Genomic DNA, 22,922 nt, shown 5'->3' with positions numbered 1-22,922 from the left:
CATCGTGTCACAGGGGATGTCAGGCCTCTTGGCCGTGCGTGACCCGCGGCTTGCGATTCCGGCACGCCTCACCTGTGACAGACAATAACGTCGCTGAAAGCGCATCGGGCAGGCAGGGATGACGCGAATCAGCGCTCAACAGGAACGACGCCATGAACCTTTCAAGGCTGGCAGCCTCTGGCATGAACATGGATGTGAAACGAGGTGCGCGATGCTGAATATTCTTGTCGTGCGTGAAATGCGTGCGCCCGATACTGTCTCGCAGGCCGCAGACGGACAGCAGGGCAGCGCAGACCCCACCCTGGCGCGCGGAGAATGTCGTGTCGCGCTGGACCCGGTGACGGCCGGCAAGCTGGCGCGTCATCTGGACAGCGCCATCGCTGACTCCGGCGACGCCATCGTGCACGTGGAGAGCGGCGCCGGGCGCCATGCGCACTTCGATGATGTCGCCTATGCCGAGCAGGCCGGAGTCGCCATCGTCGCCGAGCAGGACATCCCGGCGGCACGTGCCGCGGCGGACCTCATCCTCTGCGTGCGTACGCCCAGCGAGTCCCAGATCAACGACTTCCGTGAGGGCGCGGTCATCGTGGCCCTGATGACGCCGTATCAGAATCCGCAATTGATCCAGACGCTTGCCCAGCGCGGGCTGACCAGCCTGTGCATGGAGTTCGTGCCGCGCATCTCGCGTGCCCAGAGCATGGATGCCCTGTCCTCCCAGGCCGCCGTGGCCGGCTATCATGCCGCACTGCTGGCGGCCAACGAGTCCTCGGTATTCTTCCCGATGCTGACCACCGCTGCCGGCACCGTGCGTCCGGCACGTGTCGTGGTGGTCGGGGCCGGTGTCGCGGGGCTGCAGGCCATCGCCACCGCCAAGCGTCTCGGCGCGCAGGTCTGGGCCTATGACATTCGCGCAGCCGCCCGTGAGCAGGTCGAGTCGCTGGGGGCCAAGATGATCGATACCGGTGTTGATGCCTCCGGTGAGGGCGGTTACGCCCGTGAGCTGACCGATGAGGAGCGCGCCCAGCAGGCCGAGGCACTGGCGCGTCACATGGGCGATGCCCATGTGGTGATCTCCACCGCGGCGATTCCGGGGCGTCCGTCGCCGCGCATCATCAGCCGCGAGATGGTCGAGGGCATGAAGCCCGGCGCCGTGCTGGTGGATCTGGCGGCGGAAGGGGGCGGCAACTGTGAGCTGACCCAGCCCGGTGCCCGGGTCGAACATGGCGGCGTCACGGTGCTCGGCCCGCTGGACATGGCCTCCAGCCTGTCGGTCAATGCCAGCGAGATGTACGCCAAGAATCTCTTCAACCTGCTGACACCCTTCATGAAGGATGGCGAACTGTCGCTGGACTTCGAGGATGCGGTACTCGGCCCGATGCGCCTGACCGAAGCGGGTCGCATCACCCACGATGACGTACGCGCTCGCGCGGAGGACGCCGCATGATCGAAGGACTCTCAGCCATATACATCCTGATGCTGGCGGCCTTCGTCGGCTACGAGGTCATCTCCCGGGTACCGGTGATCCTGCATACGCCGCTGATGTCCGGTTCCAACTTCATCCATGGCATCGTGCTGGTCGGGGCGATGATCGCCCTCGGCCAGGCCGAGACCGGCATGCAGCAGTTCATCGGCTTCATCGCCGTGCTGCTGGGTGCGGGGAATGCGGTGGGCGGCTACGTCGTCACCGAGCGGATGTTGGAAATGTTCAAGGCCAGTGATCGCAGCAAGGGCGCTGACGCGGCCAACGCCATCAACGACAAGGAGGCTCGCTGATGAACTGGCTGGTCGAAACAGGATATTTCGCCGCGGCGGTGGTCTTCATTCTGGGCCTCAAGCGCATGTCGCACCCCACCACGGCGCGCAGCGGCATCCACTGGGCCGGGATCGCGATGGTCGTGGCCACGCTGCTGACCTTCCTGCACCCGCAGATTGACGGGCGCTACGGGCTGATGCTGCTGGCCATCGTGATCGGTGGCGGCATTGCCTGGTACTCGGGCAAGAAGGTCGCGATGACCGACATGCCGCAGATGATCGCCATCTACAACGGCATGGGCGGCGGCGCGGCGGCGGCGATCGCCGCGGTCGAGCTGATGCGCATGAGCGACAACCCGGGACTGATCGAGCAGCACGGCTCGCTGGCCCTGTGGCTGGGCGTGCTCGGCGCCTTGATCGGTGCGGTGGCCTTCTCCGGTTCCATCATCGCCTGGGCTAAGCTGGACGGGCGCATCAAGAAGGCTGTCCATTTCCAGAATCAGCAGCTGATCAACATGATCGTGCTGGGCCTGGCGATCTATCTCGGGGTGGTGATCGCGGCGGTGGAGCCGTCAAGCTCGCTGGTGATCGTATTCTTCGTGCTGGCACTGCTGTTCGGCGCCATGCTGGCACTGCCCATCGGTGGCGCGGACATGCCGGTGATCATCTCGCTGTTCAATGCGCTGACGGGACTTGCGGTGGCAATGGAAGGTTTCGTGCTGGGCAATGCCGCGATGATCATCGCCGGTACCGTGGTCGGGGCGGCGGGTACGCTGCTGACCCAGCTGATGGCCAAGGCGATGAACCGACCGATCCGCAACGTGCTGTTCAAGCAGTTCGGTGGCGCAAGCGGCGCGGAGCAGGGCGAGATCGAAGGCAGCATGAAGGCTTCTGATCCGATGGACGCTGCCGTGCAGCTGGCCTTCGCCGAGCGCGTCATCATCGTGCCGGGCTATGGTCTGGCGGTGGCCCAGGCGCAGCACAAGGTCTGGGAGATGGTCGAGCTGCTGGGCGAGCGTGGAGTGGAAGTGCGCTTCGCGATCCACCCGGTCGCCGGTCGCATGCCGGGCCATATGAACGTGCTGCTGGCGGAAGCCGGGGTGCCCTACGACATGATCGCGGACCTGGACGAGATCAACAACGACTTCGAGAACACCGACGTGACGCTGGTCATCGGCGCCAATGACGTGGTCAATCCGGTCGCCAAGAACGATCCCTCTAGCCCGCTGTACGGCATGCCGATCCTCAATGCCGATCAGTCACGCAACGTGCTGGTGATCAAGCGTGGCCAGGGAGCAGGCTTCTCGGGTGTCGAGAATCACCTGTTCTATCTGGACCACACGCGCATGGTCTATGGCGATGGTCAGAAGGTGGTGGGCGACATGATCACGGCGCTCAAGACACTCTGAACTGACTGCCGGGCGGTGATCGCTGCCTGATGCAAGACGCGATGGCCATCGGCCTTCGTGACGACGCCGGCAACTTCCGGGGCTCCTGCCTTGAGAGTTGCCGGCGTTTTCGTGTTCGCCATCTCTCATCAAGGAGAGTTGAATATGACGTCATCGCCACCACTGTCAGGATGTCATCGCCCACGCAGGCTTTGGCTTGCGAGGGCAGCCCGACAGGTGCCGACGACAGGCACTGACTAGAGGTACAATGCGCGACAGTTGCCGAATCCGCGTTTCTTTCTCCTTCTTACGCCACTACCAGGAGTCTTCATGTCTGCCTCTTCACCCGCTCCTCGTCGCGCCATCCGTGATCGCGAGCTTTCGGAAAGTGCACCGCAGGCAGCCGGCTTGAATGTCTGTGTGCTGGGCGGCGGCAGCTTCGGCACCGCGATCGCCTCGATCGCCGCCGACAATGGTGCCAATGTCATCCAGTGGATGCGTGATGCAAGCCAGGCCGAAGAGGTCAACACCGAGCACCGCAATTCGGGCTATCTGCCGGATTTCGTCATCAACTCGGCCGTGCGGGCCACCACCGACATGGCAGAGGCCCTCAAGGAGGCGGAACTGGTGTGCGTGGCGATTCCCTCCAAGGCGTTTCGCAGTGTGGTGCGTCAAGCGCGGCCGCATCTGCGCGAGGAGCAGATTCTGGTCGCGACCACCAAGGGGATCGAGAGCGAAGGCTTCACCCTGATGAGCGAGGTGCTGGAAGAGGAAACCGGCTTCTCCCACATCGGCGTGCTCTCCGGCCCCAATCTGGCCAGTGAGATCGCTCAGCGTCAGCTGACCGCGACGGTGATCGCCTCGGATGACCCCTTCACCCGCGCACGCGTGCAGACGGCCTTCGGCTGTGATTACTTCCGGGTCTATGCCAGCAATGATCGCTACGGGGTGGAGCTGGGCGGGGCGCTGAAGAATATCTACGCCATCGCCGCGGGCATGGCGGCGGCCCTGGGCATGGGGGAGAACACCCGCGCCATGCTGATGACGCGGGCGCTGGCCGAGATGAGCCGTTTCGCCGTGGCCAAAGGTGCCAATCCGATGACCTTCCTCGGCCTGGCCGGCGTGGGGGATCTCATCGTCACCTGCTCGTCGCCATTGTCGCGCAACTACCGGGTCGGCTACGCCCTCGGGGAGGGGCGTACTCTGGATCAGGCCGTGGAGGTGCTGGGGCAGGTCGCGGAAGGTGTCAATACGGTGCGACTGGTGCAGGATGAGTCAGAGCGTCTGGAGATCTACATGCCGCTGGTGAATGGCATGGCCAAGGTGCTCTTCGAGGATGTCGATCCTCACCACATGGCCCGCGCCCTGATGGGCGGTGAGCAATCCACGGATGTGGAATTCGTGCTGTCGCGCGAGTCCGTCAAGCAGGCGCGTCAATTGGAACCTGATGGCTCCTGAAGACTCTCAATTCCATGGGGTGGCATCGGCTGAGTGGTGCCATCCCGTTCCTCGCTCGGCGCTCCGGCCGTGCGAGCACTGTCATCGACCGCCGGAGGCGGATCTTCGTCCCGCGCGGTAGTCACCCTTCAGGAGAAAGCCATGAGTGTATTGATCATGCGTCACGGGGAGGCAAGCTCCGGCTCGCCGGACGCCAGCAGGGAATTGAGCGCTCGAGGGCGTGAAGAAGCCCGCCGCATGGGGCAATGGCTGGCGCATCAGTTGCCCGCGGAACGCCGTGCCCGTCTGACCCTCGTCGTCAGCCCCTTCACCCGTGCCCAGCAGACGGCGCAGGAAGTCTCCTCGGCGCTCAAGCTTGCCGGTGAGCAACAGACGACTCTGGAAATCATCACCCCGGATGACCCGCTCACGCCGGTGCTGGATTGGCTGCAGACCCACGTCCCGCCCTGCAGCGAGGCGCGTGAGCCGCGTGACTGGCTGATCATCAGCCACAACCCGTTGGTGTCGAGCCTAGCCAGTGCGCTGGTGGATGGCCCCGGCAGCACTCAGCTGGCCTTTGCCACCGCGAGTCTGGCGTGGCTGGATGCCGATATCTGGGCGGCAGGTCTGGCGGACCTGCACCACTTCGTCAGCCCGGCGGAGCTTGACTGAACACGCGCAGGCGCGTGCCCGGGACCGGGACCGGGACATGAGCTTCAGACGCAAGCGCCCCCGTCAGCCATTCGCTGTCGGGGGCGCTTGCGTTGCGTCATCCGAAAGGTGCTAGACCAATCCGCTCAGCTTGAGGAGGAAGATGCCCAGGGTGATGGTGAGCGCGGCCATCAGGGTACTGATGGCGATGATGTTGGCGGCGAGGCGATCATTGCCGCCCATGGCCCGCACCATCACGAAGCTTGCCGCCGCCGTCGGTGAGGCGAAGAACAGGAACAGCACGCCAAGTTCCGTGCCGCGAAAGCCCAGCAGCACGGCGAAGGCCGTGGCCACCAGTGGCACGCTGACCATTTTCATCAGGCTGGCACTCAGCGCCAGCTGGCGGCCTTCACGCAGTGAGCGCATCGAGAGGGTGCCGCCGATGCAGATCAGCGCCAGCGGCAACGTCATGCGCGCGAAGTAGTCACCGGAGGTTTCCAGCCACTGGGGCAGCTGCCAGCTGAACGCCGCGAAGGGCAGCGCCGCCAGGACACCGAGAATCAGCGGGTTGGTGATGATGCCGCGCGCGATGGCACTCCAGCTGGTGCGGCCATCGCCCAGATAACTCGATAGCACCACCACTGACAGCATGTTGTAGGACAGGATGACGACGCCCATCAGGATGCCGCCCATCGACAGGCCGAGATCGCCATAGAGGTTGGCTGCCAGTGCCAGCCCGACGATGGCACAGTTGCCACGAAACGCCCCCTGGACGATCTCGCCGCGCTCCTTCAGCGGAATGCGCCAGATGGCCCAGCCCCACAGCAGCAGGAAGGTCCCAAGCGTGGCGCAGGCGAAGTAGAGCAGCATGCCGGGGCGCAGGGCGTGATCGAGGTCCGCTCGCACGATGGACAGAAACACCAGTGCGGGCATGGTGCCCTTGAAGACCAGGGAAGAGGCGGTGCCGATGAAGGTGTCATCGATCCAGCCGAGACGCTTGAGACCCAGTCCCAGAAATACCATCGCGAAGACCGGCACGGTGATGTTGAGTGTCGCGACGAACAGCGCCAGCATGTCGTTCATTCCAGTCTCTCGCTCATGTCAGTCTCTCGCTCATGTCAGTCCGCCCTCAGATCAGCCAGAAGCCGGTGATCAATGCTGCCGCCAGCAGTGCCCAGAACAGGCGATTGCGCAGGCGTGTGTCACGCTGCGGGCGCCTGGTCGAGCGCTTGTCCGTGGAAGACTCCAGCTCCTCGGGTGTCGGTGAGGCGTTCGAACGGGAGCCGGAAGAGGGCGAGTTGACGTGCGGATCGGGCATGGGAACTCCTGGAAGGGTGAGCGCGCGGTCCCGGCGCCTCACGGATATCCGGCGCCTCGCCTTGCGGCAGAATAGCGCCAGCATATCAGGATTTTGCAGCGCAGCAGACTGGAAGGCGCGCGCCCGGCTTGGCGAGCGCAGGCTGTCCGCTTACCCTGTGCTGCAATCTTTCGGGCGCAGGCCCCACATCATCACAAGGAGCGGGTAACTTGCAGGACCCATACGCGACCTCTGCCGCATCGTCTTCCGTGCCCTTGCCCCATCAGCCTGCGCCTGTGCCACTGCTGGCAAGCCGGGGGCTGGGGCGTCAATTCGGCCTTCACCAGGCCGTGTCCGGACTTTCCTTCAAGGCCTTTCGCGGCGAAGTGATCGGCCTGCTGGGACCCAATGGCGCCGGCAAGACCACCAGTCTGCGCATGCTGGCAGGCACCCTGGCGGCAACCGATGGCGAACTGTCGCTCGAGGGAGAGGCCTTCGATGGGCGAGCCGGTCAGCGTCAGCTCAATCGCCTGAAGCGACGGATCGGCTATCTGCCGGAAGGGGCACCACTGTGGCCGCAGCTTACCGTGCGCGAGACGCTCGAGTGCGTCGCGGGCCTGCATGGTCTGTCGCGCAGGACTCGCAAGGAGCGCCTGCCTGCCTTGATGGATCGCCTCGACATCACGCCGTTCGCCAATCAATTGTGCGCCGTGTTATCCAAAGGCTATCGCCGGCGCGTGGCACTGGCGATGGCGCTGACCCATGACCCTGACATCCTGCTGCTGGATGAGCCCACCGATGGATTGGACCCGCTGCAGAAGGACAGCGTGCGCGCCTTCATACGTGAGCTGGGGCGCGAGCGTCTGATCGTCGTCTCCACTCATCTGCTGGAAGAGGTGCCGCGCATCTGTGATCGCGTGCTGGTCATGGCCAACGGCCAGCTGGGCTTTGATGACACGCCGGCGGCGCTGGCGGCCCTGTCCGTCAGCGAGGCGGTGCCCAGTGCCTATCGTGAGCGACTCGGTGCCGCTCATGGCGGCACGTCGCCCCTGCCGGTGTGGCGGGTGATCCTGAGCCGTGAACTCAGCGAGCTGGAACTGGCCAGCGTCTCGCGGCTGCCCGGTGTCGCGGCCATCACCGCCGTGTCGCCCGAGGGCGCCGAGCGAGTGTCCCGCTCAGGGCGACGCCTGATGGCGGACCCGGCCTATCGACTGGTGGGCAGGCCCGGGCAGGACCCGCGCTCCGCGCTGGCGCGGTGGTGCAGCTACATGCAGATACGGCTCGATGAGTGCGTGCATGAGCGGGGGGACATCGAGGTGGCATTCCGTCAACTGGTGGCGCGCATGGCCGAGCAGCCCGCGCCATTGCCGCGCGTGAAGCGCCCCCTGGATGCGGATCAGGAGGTATCGTCATGAGGGCGATGATGGCGCTGGTGCGGCGTGACCTGCATCAGGCAATGACCCAGGGGGCCAGCTGGTCTCTGCTGGTGGTGATGGCGGTGCTGGCCCCGCTGGGGGCCTTCGAGGTCGGTGATCTTCTGGCACGTGATCGTGCGGACCTGGGAGCGCTGTGGCAGGTATTGCCATGGCTGCTGGTGCTATGGACACCGTTGCTGGCCCTGCGTGGCTGGCCGGAAGAGCGCGCCAATGGCCTGCTTGAATGGCTGTCAGGGCTCGGGCTTGGTCCATGGCGGCTGGCGGGCGCCCGCCTGGTAAGCGCCTGTGTGCTGGGCTGGCTGGGCCTGGCGATGACGGCACCGTTGCTGGTGCTGATCCACTGGCTGGGCGATCCCGATCTCGGCCTTGTGCTCAGCGGGTATCTTGGCATGGCGCTGTTGGTGATGGCACTGGCAAGTCTCGGTCAGGCGCTGGCGGTCCGTGCGCCCTCGGCGCTCTCGGCCTGGCTGGGGGCGCTGGTGCTGGGGCTGGCGTTGATGCTGCCGGGCACGCCGGCGGTGACTGCTCAGCTGGCGCGTCATCTGGCGCCACACTGGGTGCAGCTGCTGGATCTGATCAGTCTGCCGGCCCATCTCACGCCCTTCAGCGAAGGGCGCCCCGCGCTGCTGGATGTCGGCTACTTCCTGTCGTTGACCCTGGCCGGTCTGGTGCTGCAGGTGCGTGGCCTCAAGCAGGAGCGCAACACGCGTCGGCAGGCGCCCCAGTGGCTGGTCGCCCTGGCCGTGGCATCAAGTGTCACGGCCGTGCTGCTGGCCGCCCAGCGTCTGCCCGCCATGGTATCCCCGAACGCGTCCAATCCGCTGATCACGGCGCATGACCTCACCGATACCCGTCAGCACAGCCTGAGCCCTGCCAGCCGGGAGCTGCTGTCGCGGCTGACATCCCCCGTGACGCTGACCTTCGCCTACAGCGAGCGCTTTGCCGCGGACCTCCCGCAGCTGCGGGAGCTGGCGACACGTATCGAGACGCGTCTGGGCGCCTTCGCGCGTGAGCCTCAGGTGCGCCTGAAGCGGGTGGACCCGCAGCCGGACAGTGCCGATTTCACGGACCTCGAGGCCCAGGGACTCACGGCGCTTTCGCTGCCTGGCGGTGAAAGAATGCTGTTCGGTCTGATCATCGATGGCCCCTATTCCGAGCGCCGTGCGATCCCGATGCTCAAGGCCTCCGATCTCGGCGGACTGGAAGCGCAGGTCGCGCGTCAGATCCAGGAAGTCTCGCGCACCCAGCCACCCCGTCTGGGCGTGATCTCCAGCCTGCCGGTGATGGGTCAGCCGAGCATGGAGCAGGGCCGGGCACTGGGCAGCTGGGGGCTGATGGAACGTCTCAATGCCCGCCTGCGCATCGACTGGCTGTCCGGCGGGGATGACCCGGCGCGCCCTATCGGCGATCAGGATGCGCTGCTGGTGATCGCCCCGCGCCTGTTGCCGACTGAGACGCTGACGGCGATCCGTGACTATCTGGATCGTGGTGGGCGAGTGCTGATGATGCTGGACCCGCTCCCCGAGATGCTCGATCAGCCAGCCCCGGCTTCTGAGGCTCTGAGCGCCTTGCTGGACTATGCAGGACTTGAGTCACGTGCCGGCGAGGTGGTGGCGGACACCCGACTTGCCTTGCCGATCGGTCTGCTGGACGGCACGCGCGCCCTCAGTCCGACGCTGCTTGGCATCGGCCCGGACCGTCTGTCGGATGCCTTGCTGAACCAGAATGTCGATCAGCTGGTGATGTCCAGCGCCGGTTGGCTGGCCCCGCGTGAGGAGACGGCGGAGACACCGGCAGCGACCTCGCGGCAGTGGCTGATCCGAGGGGCCGACACCACGCGCCTGCTGCCGGCCGACAAGGTGTACGCCAACCGCATGGACCCGCGGCCGTTGTCCGGCCTGTCTGGCCAGGGCGTCGAGGAGGGGGGGCTGGCGGTGCTGACCCACTGGCCGGCGCCAGTGAGTCAGGGAGCGCGTGACGACGGGCATGAAGACGGGCGTGAGGGCCAGCTCCTGGTGGTCAGCGATGTCGACATGGCCAGTGATCGCCTGTGGCGGCGCAGCGCGGCGGACGGCAGTGAGCGCGAGCTGAATGCCAATGCCCGTTGGCTGGAGAACGCGGTGGATGTGCTGGCGGGCAGCCCGGAGCTGGTGGCGCTGCGTGCCGGTGCCCATCAGGTGCGCGAGTTGACGCGACTGCATCAGCTGGCGGATCGCCAGGCGGCCGAGGAAACCCGTCTGCGCAATGACTGGCAGTCGCGCCTGAGTGCACTGGGGGCTGCCCCGGTGGCCGACAAGGCGGAGGCGGCACGCCAGCGAACGGCACTGGATGACATGCAACAGGCGTTCGAGAGCGCACTCGCGCGCCAGCAGCGCGCGGCGAATGCCGAGCGTGATGACCTGCGTCGCAGGCTTCGTCTCTGGACCTTGCTGGCGCTGCCGGTGTTGCTGGGCCTGTTGGGTGAGCTGATCTGCTGGCGGCGCTATCACGCGAGCCGTCGAGCGGGCTATCGCCCTGCCGGGCGACTGTCCGGCCATCGTCAGCCCGGTCGTCATCGCCTCGGTGGCGGGGGACTGTCCGCGTCCACCAGCGCCGAGACGGCGTCGGCATCCGGCAGACCGGACTCATCCAGCACGTCTGACCGAGCCGCTGAGGATCATCGCGGCGAGCGCCGCAGGGGAGATGACGCATGAGTCGCTTCAATCGCGCCGGATGGGCGCTGACAGCACTGGCCTCGTTGCTGGCGATCGGGGCTCTGACGCTCGGCCCGCGTGAGTCGGGCTCGTTTCCGGATGCCGGGCCAGGCGCTCCGCTTCAGGAGGGCGAGGCCTCAAGCGCCATCCTGACACCGCTGCCGGCGTTGTCGCATGTCGCCGCGACGGCGCAGAGAATCGGCATTCGTCGCCATCCCGATGAGGCGCAGGACTGGCTGAGTCTGACGCGAGACCCGAAGGGGGATTGGCAGCTGGCATCACTGGGCAACTGGCCGGCGCGTCAGGACAAGGTGACCGGGCTGCTGCACCAGCTGAGCGGGGCACGCCTGCGCACGCGCAAGCCCGCGACTGACCAGGCGCTTCAGGCGCTGGGGCTGGCGGGGCAGTCTCCGGTAGTGAATGTCACCGGCAGTGATGGTGAGGTGAGTCTGCAACTGGGCGGCACGCCGTCGGCTGCCCGCAGTGGTGCTGATGCCTTGCCGGGGCGTTACGTGCGCTGGCTTTCGCTGCCGGATTCGCCGGTGCTGGAACTGTCTCGCGACATCGGCTTGCCGGACTGGCGGGGCGGCCTGGCGGCAAGCGAGGTGCTGGATCTGTCCGCATTGCTGCAGGAGACGCAGGGGCCGCCCGCGCTGAGCCGTGTGGAGGTGCGTCTGGCGCCTCATCCGCAGGCATCCCATACCCCGCACACGCGGGGGCTTGCCCCCGACAGCGCAGCGGCCGAGGCCCTCATGGCGGCGCTCTCGCCCCTGAACCAGAACGATCTGCGCCTGCGTGTCGCGCAGGCGGACTGGCAGCCGGCGGTCACGCTGACCCTGAACTGGTCCCACGCTGCGCGGCAGTATCGCCAGCCGCCATCGCGGGATGATCACCTGCAGCTGACGCTGTCCATCGCTTCCGGCAGCAAGCCCTGGGCGCGTTTGACCCTGGAGGGCACGCGCTGGCCGGCGGCTCTGGTACGGCGTCTCGCGGCAGTGGAGATCCAGGTCAACGGTGCGCTGCGCGAGCGCTTGATCGGTCTGGGCAAGGTCATCGAGACCCATACCGGGCCTCATCCTGGCGTGTCCGCTGGCTCGGCAGAGGCGGGCGGTAGCCTCGAGGCGGGCAGACTGTCGCCAACGGCGATTCAGGCCGCTCTGCAGGCGGCTACCCACGCGAACGAAGAGGTGGCTTCGACGGTGGATGACAGGCCTGCCGCGCAAGGTGAGACATTAGGCGAGTAGCGTGGTGGCGGTGGGGCTGGCATGCTGGGAGACTGGGTCAAACGACCGTTTGCTCTGTGGCATCCGGCGACACCGCCACGCAAGGTGAGGAGACTTCATGATGACAGTGCCATCCCGCAATGCCTCATCAGCATCCGCTGGGCAAGCCGCCGTGGCAGAGGCCGGGCAGGTCACGCCGCAAGCGGAGCCTCGGGAGGTGTCCGAGCCGCGAGAGTCACGGCCGCTGCTGGCGTTTGCCCATGCCAATGGCTTCACCGGCGCCTGTTACAACAGCCTGCTGGCCCCGTTGGCCGAGTCGTTCGATCTGCTGCCGGTGGACAGGTTGGCGCATGATCCCGCCTATCCGGTGGGGCGCAATCTGATCGCGCTGCGGGACGAATGGCTGGCCTGTCTGGACACGGCGCTGGGGCCGGTGGGTACGCCGGACAGTCGCAAGGTCATCGGGGTAGGGCATTCGCTGGGAGGCGTGGTCAACTACATGGCCGCGCTCAAGCAGCCGGCGCGTTTCCACTGCGTCATCCTGCTTGACCCGCCCTTGATGCTGGGACGTGATGCCATCGGCCTCAAGATCGCCAAGCGCTTCGGTTTCATCGACCGTGTCACGCCGGCAGGGCGCACGCGTGGCCGGCGTGCCCGCTGGGATTCGCCTCAGGCGATGCATGATTACCTGCGTCGCCGCTCGCTGTTCGCCAACTTCACGCCCCGCGCACTTGCGGACTACATCGAGCATGCCACGCATCGCCACGGCGATGGCAGCCTGTCGCTGAGCTTCGATACGCGTCACGAGGTGGAGATCTTCCGGCATCTGAGTGATCACCTCACGGGGTCCGTGGCCAGGCTCAAGGTGCCGGTGAAGATACTGGCAGGTGAGCAGTCGGACCTCTTGACGCCACTGCGCATCGCCAGGCTCCAACGGGCCGGGCTTGAGGTCGCCACGGTGCCGGGCGGACACATGTATCCTTTTGAGCACCCTGATCTGACGCGTGAGGCGCTGCTGGCGACCCTCACGCAATTGGCACCGGAGTTGATGGCATGAATTCCACGACGGGCACATCACGCCCATCCCCTCGTCCCTTGACGTTCACGCGTCGCTGCGGCGGCGAGATAGCGGCGCTGGAGTGGCGCTCCGAGCAGGTCAGCGCTGATGCCCCGGTATGGCTGGCGCTGCACGGCTGGCTCGACAATGCCGCCAGCTTCACGCGCCTGGCACCTCTGCTGTGTGAGCGACTGGGCATCCGGATCGTGGCCATCGACCTGGTCGGGCATGGTCGCTCGAGTCCCCAGGGGCCGGATGGCGACTATGCGGTGTGGGATTATTGTCACGATGTCATCGAAGCGCTGGAAGGGTTGCGAGGCGAGGGCATGTCGGAGGCACCGGTCACCTTGCTGGCGCACTCGCTTGGCGCTGCCGTCGCCGGACAAGTTGCAGCGGCCCTGCCGGAGCATGTCGCCCGACTGGTGCTGATCGACGGTATCGGGGCGCTGGCGACACCGGCTGACGAGGTGGTGGGGCAGTTGCGCCGTGGCCTGCTGGCGCGTCATGCGCGTCCGCTCTCGCGAGAGGCCTCGGGGAGCCAGCCCTCGCGTCGTGCGCACTATCGTGGCATCGAGGAGGCGGTGGCGGCGCGTGTGGCCGGTGGCGTCACGCCCGTGGATGCCGAGACGATACGCCCGGTGGTCGAGCGCAACCTCGAACCCCTCGAAGAGGGCTGGCGGCTGTGCAGTGACCGTCGTCTGCTCAGACCCTCGGTGATGCGCTATACCCCGGAGCAGGTACTGGCGCTGCTGGCCGCCGTCAATCAGCCGGTGCTGCTGATCGAGGGGGAGCAGGGTATCCTGAGGGAGCGGCCCGAAGCGCAGCTGGCGCGAGCGGCCGTGCGCGGGCTGGAGCGTTGCGTCCTGCCCGGCGGCCATCACCTGCATCTGGAGCCGGGACATGTCGCGTCGGTCGCGGCACGGATCATCGACTGGACCGTCGCGGGGGAGTAGTCCGTCGCGCCAAGGTCATCCTTCATCATCGTCATCGGGAGACATGCCATGGCCAAGCGCAAGACCATCGCCCTGGCACTGGGGAGTGGCGGGGCACGCGGTTATGCCCATATCGGTGTCATCGAGGAAGTGCTGGCGCGGGGCTATGACATTCGCGCCATCTCCGGCTGCTCCATGGGCGCGCTGGTGGGCGGCATCTATGCGGCCGGTCAGCTCGACGCCTATCGGGACTGGGTGTGCAAGCTGGATTATTTCGATGTGCTGCGACTGGTGGACGTGACCTGGAGCCCGATGGGCGCCATTCGCGCCCGTCGCATCATGGAAGAGCTGGAGGCCCTGATCGGGGATACGCGTATCGAGGACCTGCCGATACCGCTCACCACCGTTGCCACGGACCTGATCGCGCAGAAGGAGGTCTGGTTCCAGAGCGGCAATCTGCTCGAGGCGATCCGGGCCTCCATCGCCGTGCCGGGGGTGATCACGCCGGTGCAGCGCGATCGCAAGATGCTGGTGGATGGTGGCTTGATGAATCCGTTGCCCATCACGCCGCTGGTGGCCGCGCATGTGGATCTGGTGCTGGCGGTGAATGCCACCGCGCACTCGCCGCGCAACCAGACGCTGGAGCAGATGCTGCCCCCGGCGGAGGCGGCCGAAGAGGAAGCACGCGAGGCCGCGCTGCAGGCGCAGGAGGGCGGATTCGGTGACTGGCTGCGTGGCGTGCGCCGCAGTGCCGAGCGCATGTTCTCGGCCGAGCGTGAGGCGACGCAGCCTCCTGAGCTCGCCGAGCCACCGCCATCCTCCACCTCGGCGGTGAGCCCCCTGGGCGGCGTGCCGCTGCCGCCGGGAGGCAGTCTCGCCCCGCCCTTCACGGCCTTGTCGGAGGCGCCGGAGACGGAGCCCGCCACCAGCGCGGGCGCGACCCTGAACGATGTGCTGAATCAGGCCGTGAAGGAGGGCCGGGACGACGCTGATCCGCGCGAGGCGCAGGGGCGTCAGAGCGAGAATCGGGAGTCGCGGCGGCTCGCGGAGATCGAGGAGGGAGTCGACGACGACAATTCGCCGGAGCAGGCCTGGGGCAAGCTCGACATGATGATGCGCTCCTTCGATATCACCCAGGCGACACTGGCCAAGTACAAGATCGCCGGGTATCCGCCGGACATTCTGGTCGAGATCCCCAAGACGGTGTGTGGCGCCTACGAATTCCATCGGGCCGAAGGCCTGATCAAGCTGGGCCGTCACCTGGCCGCCGAGGCGCTGGATCGTTACGAGAAGGGGCTGGATGGCTAGGAGGTCGATGATCACGCGGCAATGACGCAAGCCCCCGCCAAACGAGATTGGCGGGGGCTTTTGGCATGTGGCTCAGGCTGACGCTGACGCGCTGGTTCAGCCCTTGATCCATTTCTCGAAGATGGCGGCCTGCTCGCCGGTGCCCTGCATCTGGGTCAGCCACTGATCCACATAGGCTTTCCAGATGTTGTCACCCAGCGGCAGCAGATAGCCCTTCTGGGAAAAGGTGAATGGCGCATCAGGATGCACGCTGCACAGCGCCGGGTGACGGCTGGCCTGCAGCTGGGTCTCGATGGCATCCGTCACCATCACGTCGGCGCGGTCTTCGATGATGTTGTTGAAGATGGTGCGGTTGTCATCGTGTGCCACACGGGTGGCATCACCGAGAAACTCGTTGGCGAAGCGCTCGTTGGTGCCGCCCGGATTGACGGTGATGCGCACGCTCGGCTGATTGATCTGGGCGACGGTCTGGTACTTGTCGACATCTTCACAGCGCACGATGGGCGTCTTGCCGCCGGTCTGGTAGGGCAGGCTGAAGTAGGCCTGTGCCTGACGATCCAGCTTGATCGAGATACCGGACATGGCGATGTCGCACTTGCCGGAGGTGAAGTCCTCCATCAGCGTCGGCCAGCTGGTCGGAACCGTCTCGACGCTTGCGCCCAGGCTTGCGGCCAGCGAGGCGGCCATGTCGAGGTCGATGCCCTCGAACTCGCCGTCGTCTTCACGATGGCTGAAGGGGGCATAGTCACCGGTGGTGCAGACCTTCAGCACCTGAGTGTCCTTCACGCGGGAAAGCGTGCTGTCGGCCAGGGAATCGCTGGCGGCAGCGGGCATGGCAAGCGTCAGTGACAGGGTGGCTGCGGTCACGCCGCTGAAGATGGCGGTGGAGCGCGCGCGGCGTGAGGGCTGGCGTGTGGAGTGTTCAGCGTTGGGTGTCATCGGGGTGTTCCCTTGTCGTTATGGTGGCAGGCTCGGCGTGAGGCCTGCTTCAGATGTTCAGATCGTCAATTTGTCGGCGGCGTGACGACCGAGGGGGCGCTCAGTCCATCAACGGATCACGGCCCTTGCTGCGCAACAATACATAAACTGCGCCGCTGCCGCCGTCCAGCTCCAGCGCCGAGGTGAAGGCCAGCACGTCCGGCCACTGGCGCAGCCAGGCGTTGACGTGGCTCTTGATGATCGGGTGATCCGCCATGCCGGTCCACGCCTTGCCATGTACGACCAGCACACAGCGTGAGCGCCGCGCGATGGCGTCATCGATGAAGGATTCCAGCTCGCTGCGCGCCTGCTCCAGTGTGTAGCCGTGCAGATCGAGACCGGCTTCCCAAGCGATCTCGCCGCGCTTGAGGCGCTGGCGCTGGCGGTAGGGGAGGTCCGGTACCGCGAAGTCGAGCAGCTGGCTGGGCGTGACCGGTTCGACCTGGCCGTCCGTGGTGCGCGATGGCGTGCCGAGAGAGTCGGTCGAGGCTTCGCTGGCGGCAGCGCGACGCGCGGCCAGTCGGGCCTGCTCGTCACGGCTGAGCGGCTTGCGGCCGGGGTCTGCCCGGTTGCTGGTGATCTTGCGCACGCCGGCCTGTTTGAGGGCGGCGCGGAAGGCGTTGAAATCGTCGCCGTCATCCGAGCTGTCGTCGTGTCGGGGGGGCATGGCTGGGGGCTCCGCAAGCGGTGAATGGCAAGGGGCGCAGTATAGCGTGGCTGTCGGTGCTGTGAAGCACCGCGCCGTGCCGTGCAAGGTCAGTGGCGTCCCATGATGTCGCGCACGTCACGCGCGGTGACCATGGCGCGTGCAAGGGTCGCCGCCACGCCTCGTGAACGCTACAATGCCTGCGCGAGACGCCACCGACGCTTCATGACTGGCGGCGCTCGTTGTCCATCTGTCCGCTTACAGGAATCACCGTGTCCACTACTTCCGCGTCCGACCTGCGCCATCCTTCCAGCCTCAGTGAGCCGGATTCCCGTCTCGTCGAGGAGCTGGTGACTCTGCGCGACCTGATTCGCTGGGCGACCAGCGAGTTCCACGCGCACCGTCTGCACTTCGCCCACGGCACCGACTCTGCCTGGGACGAGGCGGTGGCGCTGGTGCTGGGTGCGCTGCATCTGCCGTGGGACACGGACCCCGCCGTGATCGACGCCCGTCTGCTGACCATGGAGCGTGCGCGCATCGTGGCGCTGGTGCGTGAACGCATCACCACCCGCAAGCCGCTGCCGTATCTGCTCGGTGAAGCCTTCTTCACCGGCGTGCCCTTCGATGTCGATGAGCGCGTGCTGATTCCGCGCTCGCCGATCGCCGAACTGATCGAGAGCGGCTTCTCGGCCTGGTTCCCGGAACTGCCGCCGACCCGGGTGCTGGACATGTGCACCGGTTCCGGCTGCATCGGGATCGCCACGGCGCTGGTGATGCCGACCGCCGAGGTGGATCTGGTCGATATCAGCAGCGAGGCGCTGGAAGTCGCGCGTCGCAACATCGAGCGTCACGATGTGGCAGGGCGGGTCATCGCCGTGCAGTCGGACCTGTTCGCGGGCGTGGCCGGCAAGCGCTATGACCTGATCGTCTCCAATCCGCCCTACGTGGACAGTTTCGATCTCTCCCACATGCCGCAGGAATTCGGCCACGAGCCGGCGCTGGCGCTGGGCGCCGGTGATGATGGCCTGGATATCGTGCGCCGTATCCTGCGCGAGGCGCGTGACTACCTGACCGACGACGGCGTCTTGATCGTCGAGGTCGGCAACTCCGAGCGCCACCTGATGGACGCGTTCCCGGACGTGCCCTTCATGTGGCTGGAGTTCGAGCGCGGCGGCAACGGCGTCTTCGCCATCGATGCCCAGACACTGGACGTCTGCGCCCCCGAATTCGCCTGAAGACAGGCTCGTCTGGTGCCTTCGCTTCAGCCCCAGACCTGAAAAGCTCACGACAACTATTATCAGAACGCCGTCGGCCATGACCGGCGGCATCGCCTGAGGACCCCCTGAATGTCCGGAAATACCTTCGGCAAGCTGTTCACTGTCACCACCTTCGGCGAAAGCCATGGCCCGGCGCTGGGCGCCATCATCGATGGTTGCCCGCCGGGCATCGAGATCAGCGAAGCGGATCTGCAGATCGATCTGGACCGCCGCCGTCCCGGCACCTCGCGCCACACCACCCAGCGGCGCGAGCCGGACCAGGTGCGCATTCTCTCGGGCGTGTTCGAGGGCCGCACCACCGGCACGGCCATCGGCCTGATGATCGAGAACACCGATCAGCGCTCCAAGGACTACGGCAAGATCAAGGACCAGTTCCGTCCGGCCCACGCCGACTACACCTATCACCACAAGTATGGTGAGCGTGACTACCGTGGCGGTGGCCGCAGCTCCGCGCGCGAGACGGCCATGCGCGTCGCCGCCGGTGCCATCGCCAAGAAGTATCTGGCGAGCCACGGCGTGCAGGTGCGCGGCTATCTGTCCCAGCTCGGTCCCATCGAGCTTGAGGTCAAGGACTGGTCGCTGGTCGACACCAATCCGTTCTTCTGTGGCGATGCGGACCGCCTCGAGGAGCTGGAGCAGTATATGGACGCCCTGCGCAAGGAAGGCGATTCCGTGGGCGCCAAGGTCACCGTCGAGGCGACTGGCGTGCCGGTGGGTCTCGGTGAGCCGATCTTCGATCGCATCGATGCCGAGCTGGCCCATGGCCTGATGAGCATCAACGCTGTTAAGGGCGTCGAGATCGGGGACGGGTTCGCCGTGGTCAGCCAGAAGGGTACCGAGCACCGTGACGAGATGACGCCGGAAGGTTTCCTCTCCAATCATGCCGGCGGCATCCTGGGCGGCATCACCAGCGGCCAGACCCTGCGTGCCAGCATCGCGCTCAAGCCGACCTCCAGCCTGCGCCTGCCGGGTCGCAGCATCGACGTCAACGGCGAGGCGGTCGAGGTGATCACCACCGGCCGTCATGATCCGTGTGTCGGCATCCGTGCCACGCCGATCGCCGAGGCGATGGTCGCGCTGACGTTGATGGACCACCTGCTGCGCCATCGTGGCCAGAATGCCGACGTCAAGGTCGACACACCGGTGCTGCGCGAGGTGTAAGCCGCTTGCGGCGCGGCTGAACTGCTGGCGCTGCCCAGCTGTTGAACTTGTAACGCTGCCAAGCTGCTGAACTTTTAGTGAGAAAGAGACGCCCCATCCGTGGAGTGATGCCCTGCATCCTTCGTGGCTGGGGCGTCTTGCGTGGTGGGTTGGCTTGCACAAAGTAAATAAGAAAAGGCGTAAGTAGCAGGCTGCCCCCGTGTCATTCTCGCTGCTAGACTCGAATGGCAAGCATGCCAGCGGACTCGCGCACCACGCCGTGCGCGGGCAGACAACACAAGGACACTGCCATGAAGATCAATGTCGAATTCGACCTGACGCCTCAGGAGTTTCGCCAGGCGATGGGCCTGCCGGATGTGGAAGCCTTTCAACAAGAATTGATGGAGCGCTTTCGTCGCCAGATGGAAGCGGGCGTCGAGGGCTATGATCCGATGAGCCTGCTCAAGCCGCTGATGACACCGGGGGCGGGCACGCCGTTTGCCCGGTTCATGCCGCCGGGGATGGCGGAAGGCATGGCGGGGATGGGTGGCGCGTCAGCGGCTGATTCCCCGGGGGCCTCATCCAACGAGATGGGCGACAGCATGGCCAAGGGCATGGCGGCTTTCCAGCAGTACCAGAAGATGATGCTGGATACCTTGCAGCAGTTCGGTCAGCAGGGCACGGGCAACGCCAGTGGTGGGGCCAGTGGTGGCGACAGTGAGCCCGCTGGGAATGACCCGCATGCGGGAGCTGCGCAGAAGGCGGCCGCTGAGGACAGACCCAAGGCCGCCAGCGCGCGCTCACGCAGTCAGCGTGACTGATGGATGACGAGGGAAGCTGAAGGCATTGCGGTGCAGGATTATCGTCATGGGATTGCAACCGCTTCGGGAGCAGACTAGTCTTTGTGCAGTGCAGCATAATGCTGCGCTCCAAAGATGGCGCAGAGTCTTCTGCGCGCTCTTCCGGTACGGAATCCATGGGAGGAACCGTCATGCAACAGGATCAGATGTTCAACGCCTTTGCCGAGCAGGCCCGCAGCTTCTATCAGCCGATGCGCAAGCTCAACAGCCTGGTGCTCGACCACATGAGCAAGGTGGCCGAGTTCCAGATGGATGCCGCCAAGCGCTATGCCGATACCGGTTTCGAGCGTGCCCGCGCCGCGACGGAAGTGAAGAGTGTCGAGCAGCTCAGCGAATTCGGCAATCGTCAGCTGGAAGTGGCCACCGAGCTGTCCCAGCAGATGATGGACGATTCCCTGAAACTGGCGGAAATGGGCAACGAGATGCGCAGCCAGATGGAACAGGCCTATTCCGATGCGGGCAAGGAAGCCACGGACAAGGCATCTTCCGCTGCCAGCAAGGCGTCTTCCGCCACGGCGGATGCCGCGAAAGACAGCACCAGCAAGCCGGCAAGTGCCACCAGCCGCGCCAAGCAGAGCTGAAGAATCATCGAGAGGGCTGGCGCACGCGCCAGCCCTTTTTTTGGCGAGGTCAGGCATTGCCCCCATCACGGCCCGGGTGCATGCTGAGAGTCGCCCCCCGAGGCGGCAAGACGACAGATGAGAGGTCTCAGCCGGCTTTCCGTCGTATTCGCGCCTCTGGCATGAATGCGACGGAAAGCGGACTGCAAGGCTCTGGCCTGCCAGAGTGACGCCAGAGTGAAGAGAGTCGGTGCAAGGTGCCAGTGACGGCGCCGCGAACGCCTTTCGAGGGCATTGCACTGCAGAGATACGGAAGGATTCGGTTCGATGAAATCGTGCATGTCGGCGTTCGTTCGACAGCCATGCTTCGACAGCCATGCTTCGATAGCCAATGACAAGGAGGACGGGCGATATGGTTTCAGCCCAGCAGCAGGCACTTTCTCAGGCATTCTCTCAGGCCTTTTCCCATCTGTTCCCCGATGGCGCCGACGGCGGCGAATGGGCCGGCGTGGTACAGGAAGCCAGCACCCAGTATCAGGCTCTGATGAGTGACATGCTGGAGCGCCTGTGGCCAAGTGCTGCTGCCTCCACCATCTACGACGAGATGGGACGTTGCTTCCAGGCAGGCGCGGAGGCACTGGCACGTGACCCCCAGTTGCTGATTTCCACGCAGACCCGCCTCTTCCAGGACCAGATGGCCCTGATGCAGGGCACGCTGCGCGAGATGAGCGGTGAGAGTGTCGAGCCCGTGATCAGCCCCGCACGCTCTGATCGTCGCTTCCGCGATGAGGCCTGGCAGAGCGAACCGTATTATCACTTCCTCGTGCAGCAATATCTGCTGTTCTCGCGCGCCGTGGATGAGATGCTGGCGGGCATCAAGGGATTGCCGGAGAGCCAAAAGCGCAATCTCGAGTTCTACGCGCGCCAGTACGTCAGTGCCTTCTCGCCCTCCAACTTCGCCTCCACCAACCCGGAAGTGCAGCGGGTGACCCGCGAAACCGGCGGCCAGAATCTGCTCGACGGCTTGAAGCGTCTGCGGGAAGACCTTGCCAACTCCGCCGAAGGCATCAATGTCGCGATGACCGACACCGAAGCCTTCCGTCTCGGCGACAACATCGCCGTCACGCCGGGGGATGTGGTGTTCGAGAATGAGCTGATCCAGCTGATCCAGTATCGCCCGGCGACGGAAAAGGCCTTCAGTACGCCGTTGCTGGTCGTGCCGCCGTGGATCAACAAGTACTACATTCTCGATCTGCGTCAGGACAATTCGATGATGCGCTGGCTGGTGGAGCAGGGGCACACCGTGTTCCTGATCTCCTGGCGCAATCCCGGGCCGGAGCAGAGCGATCTCACCTGGGCCGATTACATGCAGATGGGGCCGCTTGCCGCGATGGATGCCATCGAGCAGGCCACCGGCGAGAAGCAGGTCAATATCCTGTCCTACTGCATCGGCGGCACGCTGACGGCCAGCACCATGGCCTATCTCACGGCCAGGAAACAGGCGGATCGCGTGCGCTCGGTCAGTTACATGGCGACGTTGCAGGACTTCTCCGATCCCGGCGAGATCGGTGTCTTCCTCAACGAGCCGGTACTGCAGGGCCTTGAGAAGCAGATGGCGCAGGACGGCTACCTGGATGGCCGCGTGATGGCGTTCTCCTTCAACCTGCTGCGCGAGAATGACCTCTTCTGGTCGTTCTACGTCTCCAACTATCTCAAGGGCGAAGCGCCGACCGCGTTCGACCTGCTGTACTGGAATACCGACGGCACCAACCTGCCGGCCGGTACCCATGCCTGGTATCTGCGTCACATGTATCTGGAGAACCGCCTTGTGCAGCCCGGCGGTATCGAGCTGGACGGTGTCCCGATCGACCTCTCGCAGATCGAGATTCCCAGCTATTGGGTCTCCGCCCGCGAGGATCACATCGCCAAGTGGCAGACCACCTACAACGGCACCCAGCTGCCCAAGGCTTCCATCAAGCGCTTCGTGCTGGGTGGCTCAGGCCATATCGCGGGTATCGTCAATCCGCCGCACAAGAACAAGTACGGCTACGTCACCAATGACGAGCTGCCGGCGACACCGGATGCCTGGCTTGAAGGCACCGAGGCGCATGAAGGCTCCTGGTGGAATGACTGGCAGGCATGGATGTCCGGCAATGGTTTCGTCGAGCCGGAACCGGAAGTCTCTGCGCGCACGCCGGGTGAGGGCAAGCTCGACGTGATCGAAGCGGCGCCGGGGCGTTATGCGCGCCAGACCATCCCCGAAGTACTCGGCCAGACTGTGCCGGAA

19 protein-coding genes and 1 pseudogene are annotated in these 22,922 nt (G+C 65.5%); 16 read left to right on the top strand and 4 right to left on the bottom strand.

Annotated elements, in window-relative coordinates:
* The first annotated feature begins 211 nt into the window (after window positions 1-211).
* From ACZYGA_RS04325 to sixA, 5 genes are all read left to right on the top strand, one after another.
* On the top strand, window positions 212-1,444 hold the full coding sequence (locus ACZYGA_RS04325; protein ID WP_479398438.1) for an NAD(P) transhydrogenase subunit alpha: 1,233 nt from the start codon (window positions 212-214) through the stop codon (window positions 1,442-1,444).
* Complete coding sequence (locus ACZYGA_RS04320; RefSeq protein WP_077372330.1) at window positions 1,441-1,773, top strand: NAD(P) transhydrogenase subunit alpha part 2; 333 nt, start codon at window positions 1,441-1,443, stop codon at window positions 1,771-1,773. Before ACZYGA_RS04325 ends, ACZYGA_RS04320 begins: the two co-directional genes overlap by 4 nt.
* Complete coding sequence (locus ACZYGA_RS04315; protein ID WP_077372333.1) at window positions 1,773-3,161, top strand: NAD(P)(+) transhydrogenase (Re/Si-specific) subunit beta; 1,389 nt, start codon at window positions 1,773-1,775, stop codon at window positions 3,159-3,161. The genes ACZYGA_RS04320 and ACZYGA_RS04315 overlap by 1 nt, the downstream gene beginning before the upstream one ends.
* A gap of 309 nt (window positions 3,162-3,470) precedes the next feature.
* Window positions 3,471-4,598, top strand: a complete 1,128-nt coding sequence (locus tag ACZYGA_RS04310) for an NAD(P)H-dependent glycerol-3-phosphate dehydrogenase (protein ID WP_479398436.1) — start codon at window positions 3,471-3,473, stop codon at window positions 4,596-4,598.
* A gap of 141 nt (window positions 4,599-4,739) precedes the next feature.
* On the top strand, window positions 4,740-5,249 hold the full coding sequence (sixA, locus tag ACZYGA_RS04305; protein WP_077372339.1) for a phosphohistidine phosphatase SixA: 510 nt from the start codon (window positions 4,740-4,742) through the stop codon (window positions 5,247-5,249).
* A gap of 111 nt (window positions 5,250-5,360) precedes the next feature.
* On the opposite strand, the gene ACZYGA_RS04300 is transcribed toward sixA, so the two are convergent.
* Together ACZYGA_RS04300 and ACZYGA_RS04295 are read right to left on the bottom strand one after the other, a co-directional pair.
* On the bottom strand, window positions 5,361-6,311 hold the full coding sequence (locus tag ACZYGA_RS04300; RefSeq protein WP_176492989.1) for an AEC family transporter: 951 nt from the start codon (window positions 6,309-6,311) through the stop codon (window positions 5,361-5,363).
* Window positions 6,312-6,357: 46 nt separating this feature from the next.
* Window positions 6,358-6,546: a hypothetical protein gene (locus ACZYGA_RS04295; protein WP_479398435.1), complete on the bottom strand. Its 189-nt coding sequence runs from the start codon at window positions 6,544-6,546 to the stop codon at window positions 6,358-6,360.
* Window positions 6,547-6,755: 209 nt separating this feature from the next.
* On the opposite strand from ACZYGA_RS04295, the gene ACZYGA_RS04290 reads away from it, so the two are divergent.
* From ACZYGA_RS04290 to ACZYGA_RS04265, 6 genes are all read left to right on the top strand, one after another.
* Complete coding sequence (locus ACZYGA_RS04290) at window positions 6,756-7,940, top strand: ABC transporter ATP-binding protein (protein WP_479398433.1); 1,185 nt, start codon at window positions 6,756-6,758, stop codon at window positions 7,938-7,940.
* Window positions 7,937-10,654, top strand: coding sequence for a Gldg family protein (locus ACZYGA_RS04285; protein ID WP_479398431.1), 2,718 nt, complete (start codon window positions 7,937-7,939; stop codon window positions 10,652-10,654). Before ACZYGA_RS04290 ends, ACZYGA_RS04285 begins: the two co-directional genes overlap by 4 nt.
* Window positions 10,651-11,898 carry a DUF4340 domain-containing protein gene (locus ACZYGA_RS04280; RefSeq protein WP_479398428.1) on the top strand — a complete coding sequence of 416 codons (1,248 nt, stop codon included), beginning with the start codon at window positions 10,651-10,653 and terminating at the stop codon, window positions 11,896-11,898. Before ACZYGA_RS04285 ends, ACZYGA_RS04280 begins: the two co-directional genes overlap by 4 nt.
* Before the next feature lie 100 nt (window positions 11,899-11,998).
* Window positions 11,999-12,934 carry an alpha/beta fold hydrolase gene (locus tag ACZYGA_RS04275; RefSeq protein WP_479398425.1) on the top strand — a complete coding sequence of 312 codons (936 nt, stop codon included), beginning with the start codon at window positions 11,999-12,001 and terminating at the stop codon, window positions 12,932-12,934.
* Window positions 12,931-13,887 (top strand): alpha/beta fold hydrolase, encoded by a 957-nt coding sequence (locus ACZYGA_RS04270; protein WP_479398423.1) that lies wholly within the window; start codon window positions 12,931-12,933, stop codon window positions 13,885-13,887. The genes ACZYGA_RS04275 and ACZYGA_RS04270 overlap by 4 nt, the downstream gene beginning before the upstream one ends.
* 48 nt (window positions 13,888-13,935) lie before the next feature.
* Window positions 13,936-15,174 (top strand): patatin-like phospholipase family protein, encoded by a 1,239-nt coding sequence (locus ACZYGA_RS04265; protein WP_479398421.1) that lies wholly within the window; start codon window positions 13,936-13,938, stop codon window positions 15,172-15,174.
* A gap of 96 nt (window positions 15,175-15,270) precedes the next feature.
* On the opposite strand, the gene ACZYGA_RS04260 is transcribed toward ACZYGA_RS04265, so the two are convergent.
* Both ACZYGA_RS04260 and ACZYGA_RS04255 read right to left on the bottom strand, forming a co-directional pair.
* Entirely contained in the window at window positions 15,271-16,113 is an 843-nt protein-coding gene (locus tag ACZYGA_RS04260) for a transporter substrate-binding domain-containing protein (RefSeq protein WP_479398419.1), read from the bottom strand.
* A gap of 100 nt (window positions 16,114-16,213) precedes the next feature.
* The gene (locus tag ACZYGA_RS04255) at window positions 16,214-16,819 is read right to left on the bottom strand and encodes a Smr/MutS family protein (RefSeq protein ID WP_136938208.1); all 606 of its coding nucleotides are present in this window, start codon (window positions 16,817-16,819) and stop codon (window positions 16,214-16,216) included.
* 251 nt (window positions 16,820-17,070) lie between these two features.
* Here ACZYGA_RS04255 and prmB point away from each other — a divergent pair, with 251 nt between their 5' ends.
* The 5 genes and pseudogenes from prmB to phaC form a co-directional block, all read left to right on the top strand.
* Entirely contained in the window at window positions 17,071-18,033 is a 963-nt protein-coding gene (gene prmB / locus ACZYGA_RS04250) for a 50S ribosomal protein L3 N(5)-glutamine methyltransferase (RefSeq protein ID WP_054554939.1), read from the top strand.
* A 111-nt stretch (window positions 18,034-18,144) separates the two neighbouring features.
* A complete protein-coding gene (aroC, locus tag ACZYGA_RS04245; protein WP_054554938.1) occupies window positions 18,145-19,236 on the top strand; it encodes a chorismate synthase in 1,092 nt (363 codons plus the stop codon).
* Window positions 19,237-19,526: 290 nt separating this feature from the next.
* Entirely contained in the window at window positions 19,527-20,036 is a 510-nt protein-coding gene (locus tag ACZYGA_RS04240; protein ID WP_084209079.1) for a DUF6489 family protein, read from the top strand.
* A 170-nt stretch (window positions 20,037-20,206) separates the two neighbouring features.
* Window positions 20,207-20,656 (top strand): phasin family protein, encoded by a 450-nt coding sequence (locus tag ACZYGA_RS04235; protein ID WP_167593039.1) that lies wholly within the window; start codon window positions 20,207-20,209, stop codon window positions 20,654-20,656.
* A 523-nt stretch (window positions 20,657-21,179) separates the two neighbouring features.
* Window positions 21,180-22,910: pseudogene (phaC, locus tag ACZYGA_RS04230) on the top strand (class I poly(R)-hydroxyalkanoic acid synthase); the annotation flags it as partial.
* Window positions 22,911-22,922 lie beyond the last annotated feature (12 nt).

This window comes from Cobetia sp. BL01 (assembly GCF_056493605.1).
Note: the sequence above shows the minus strand (reverse complement) of the source record. Positions and strands in the feature narration are given on the sequence as shown.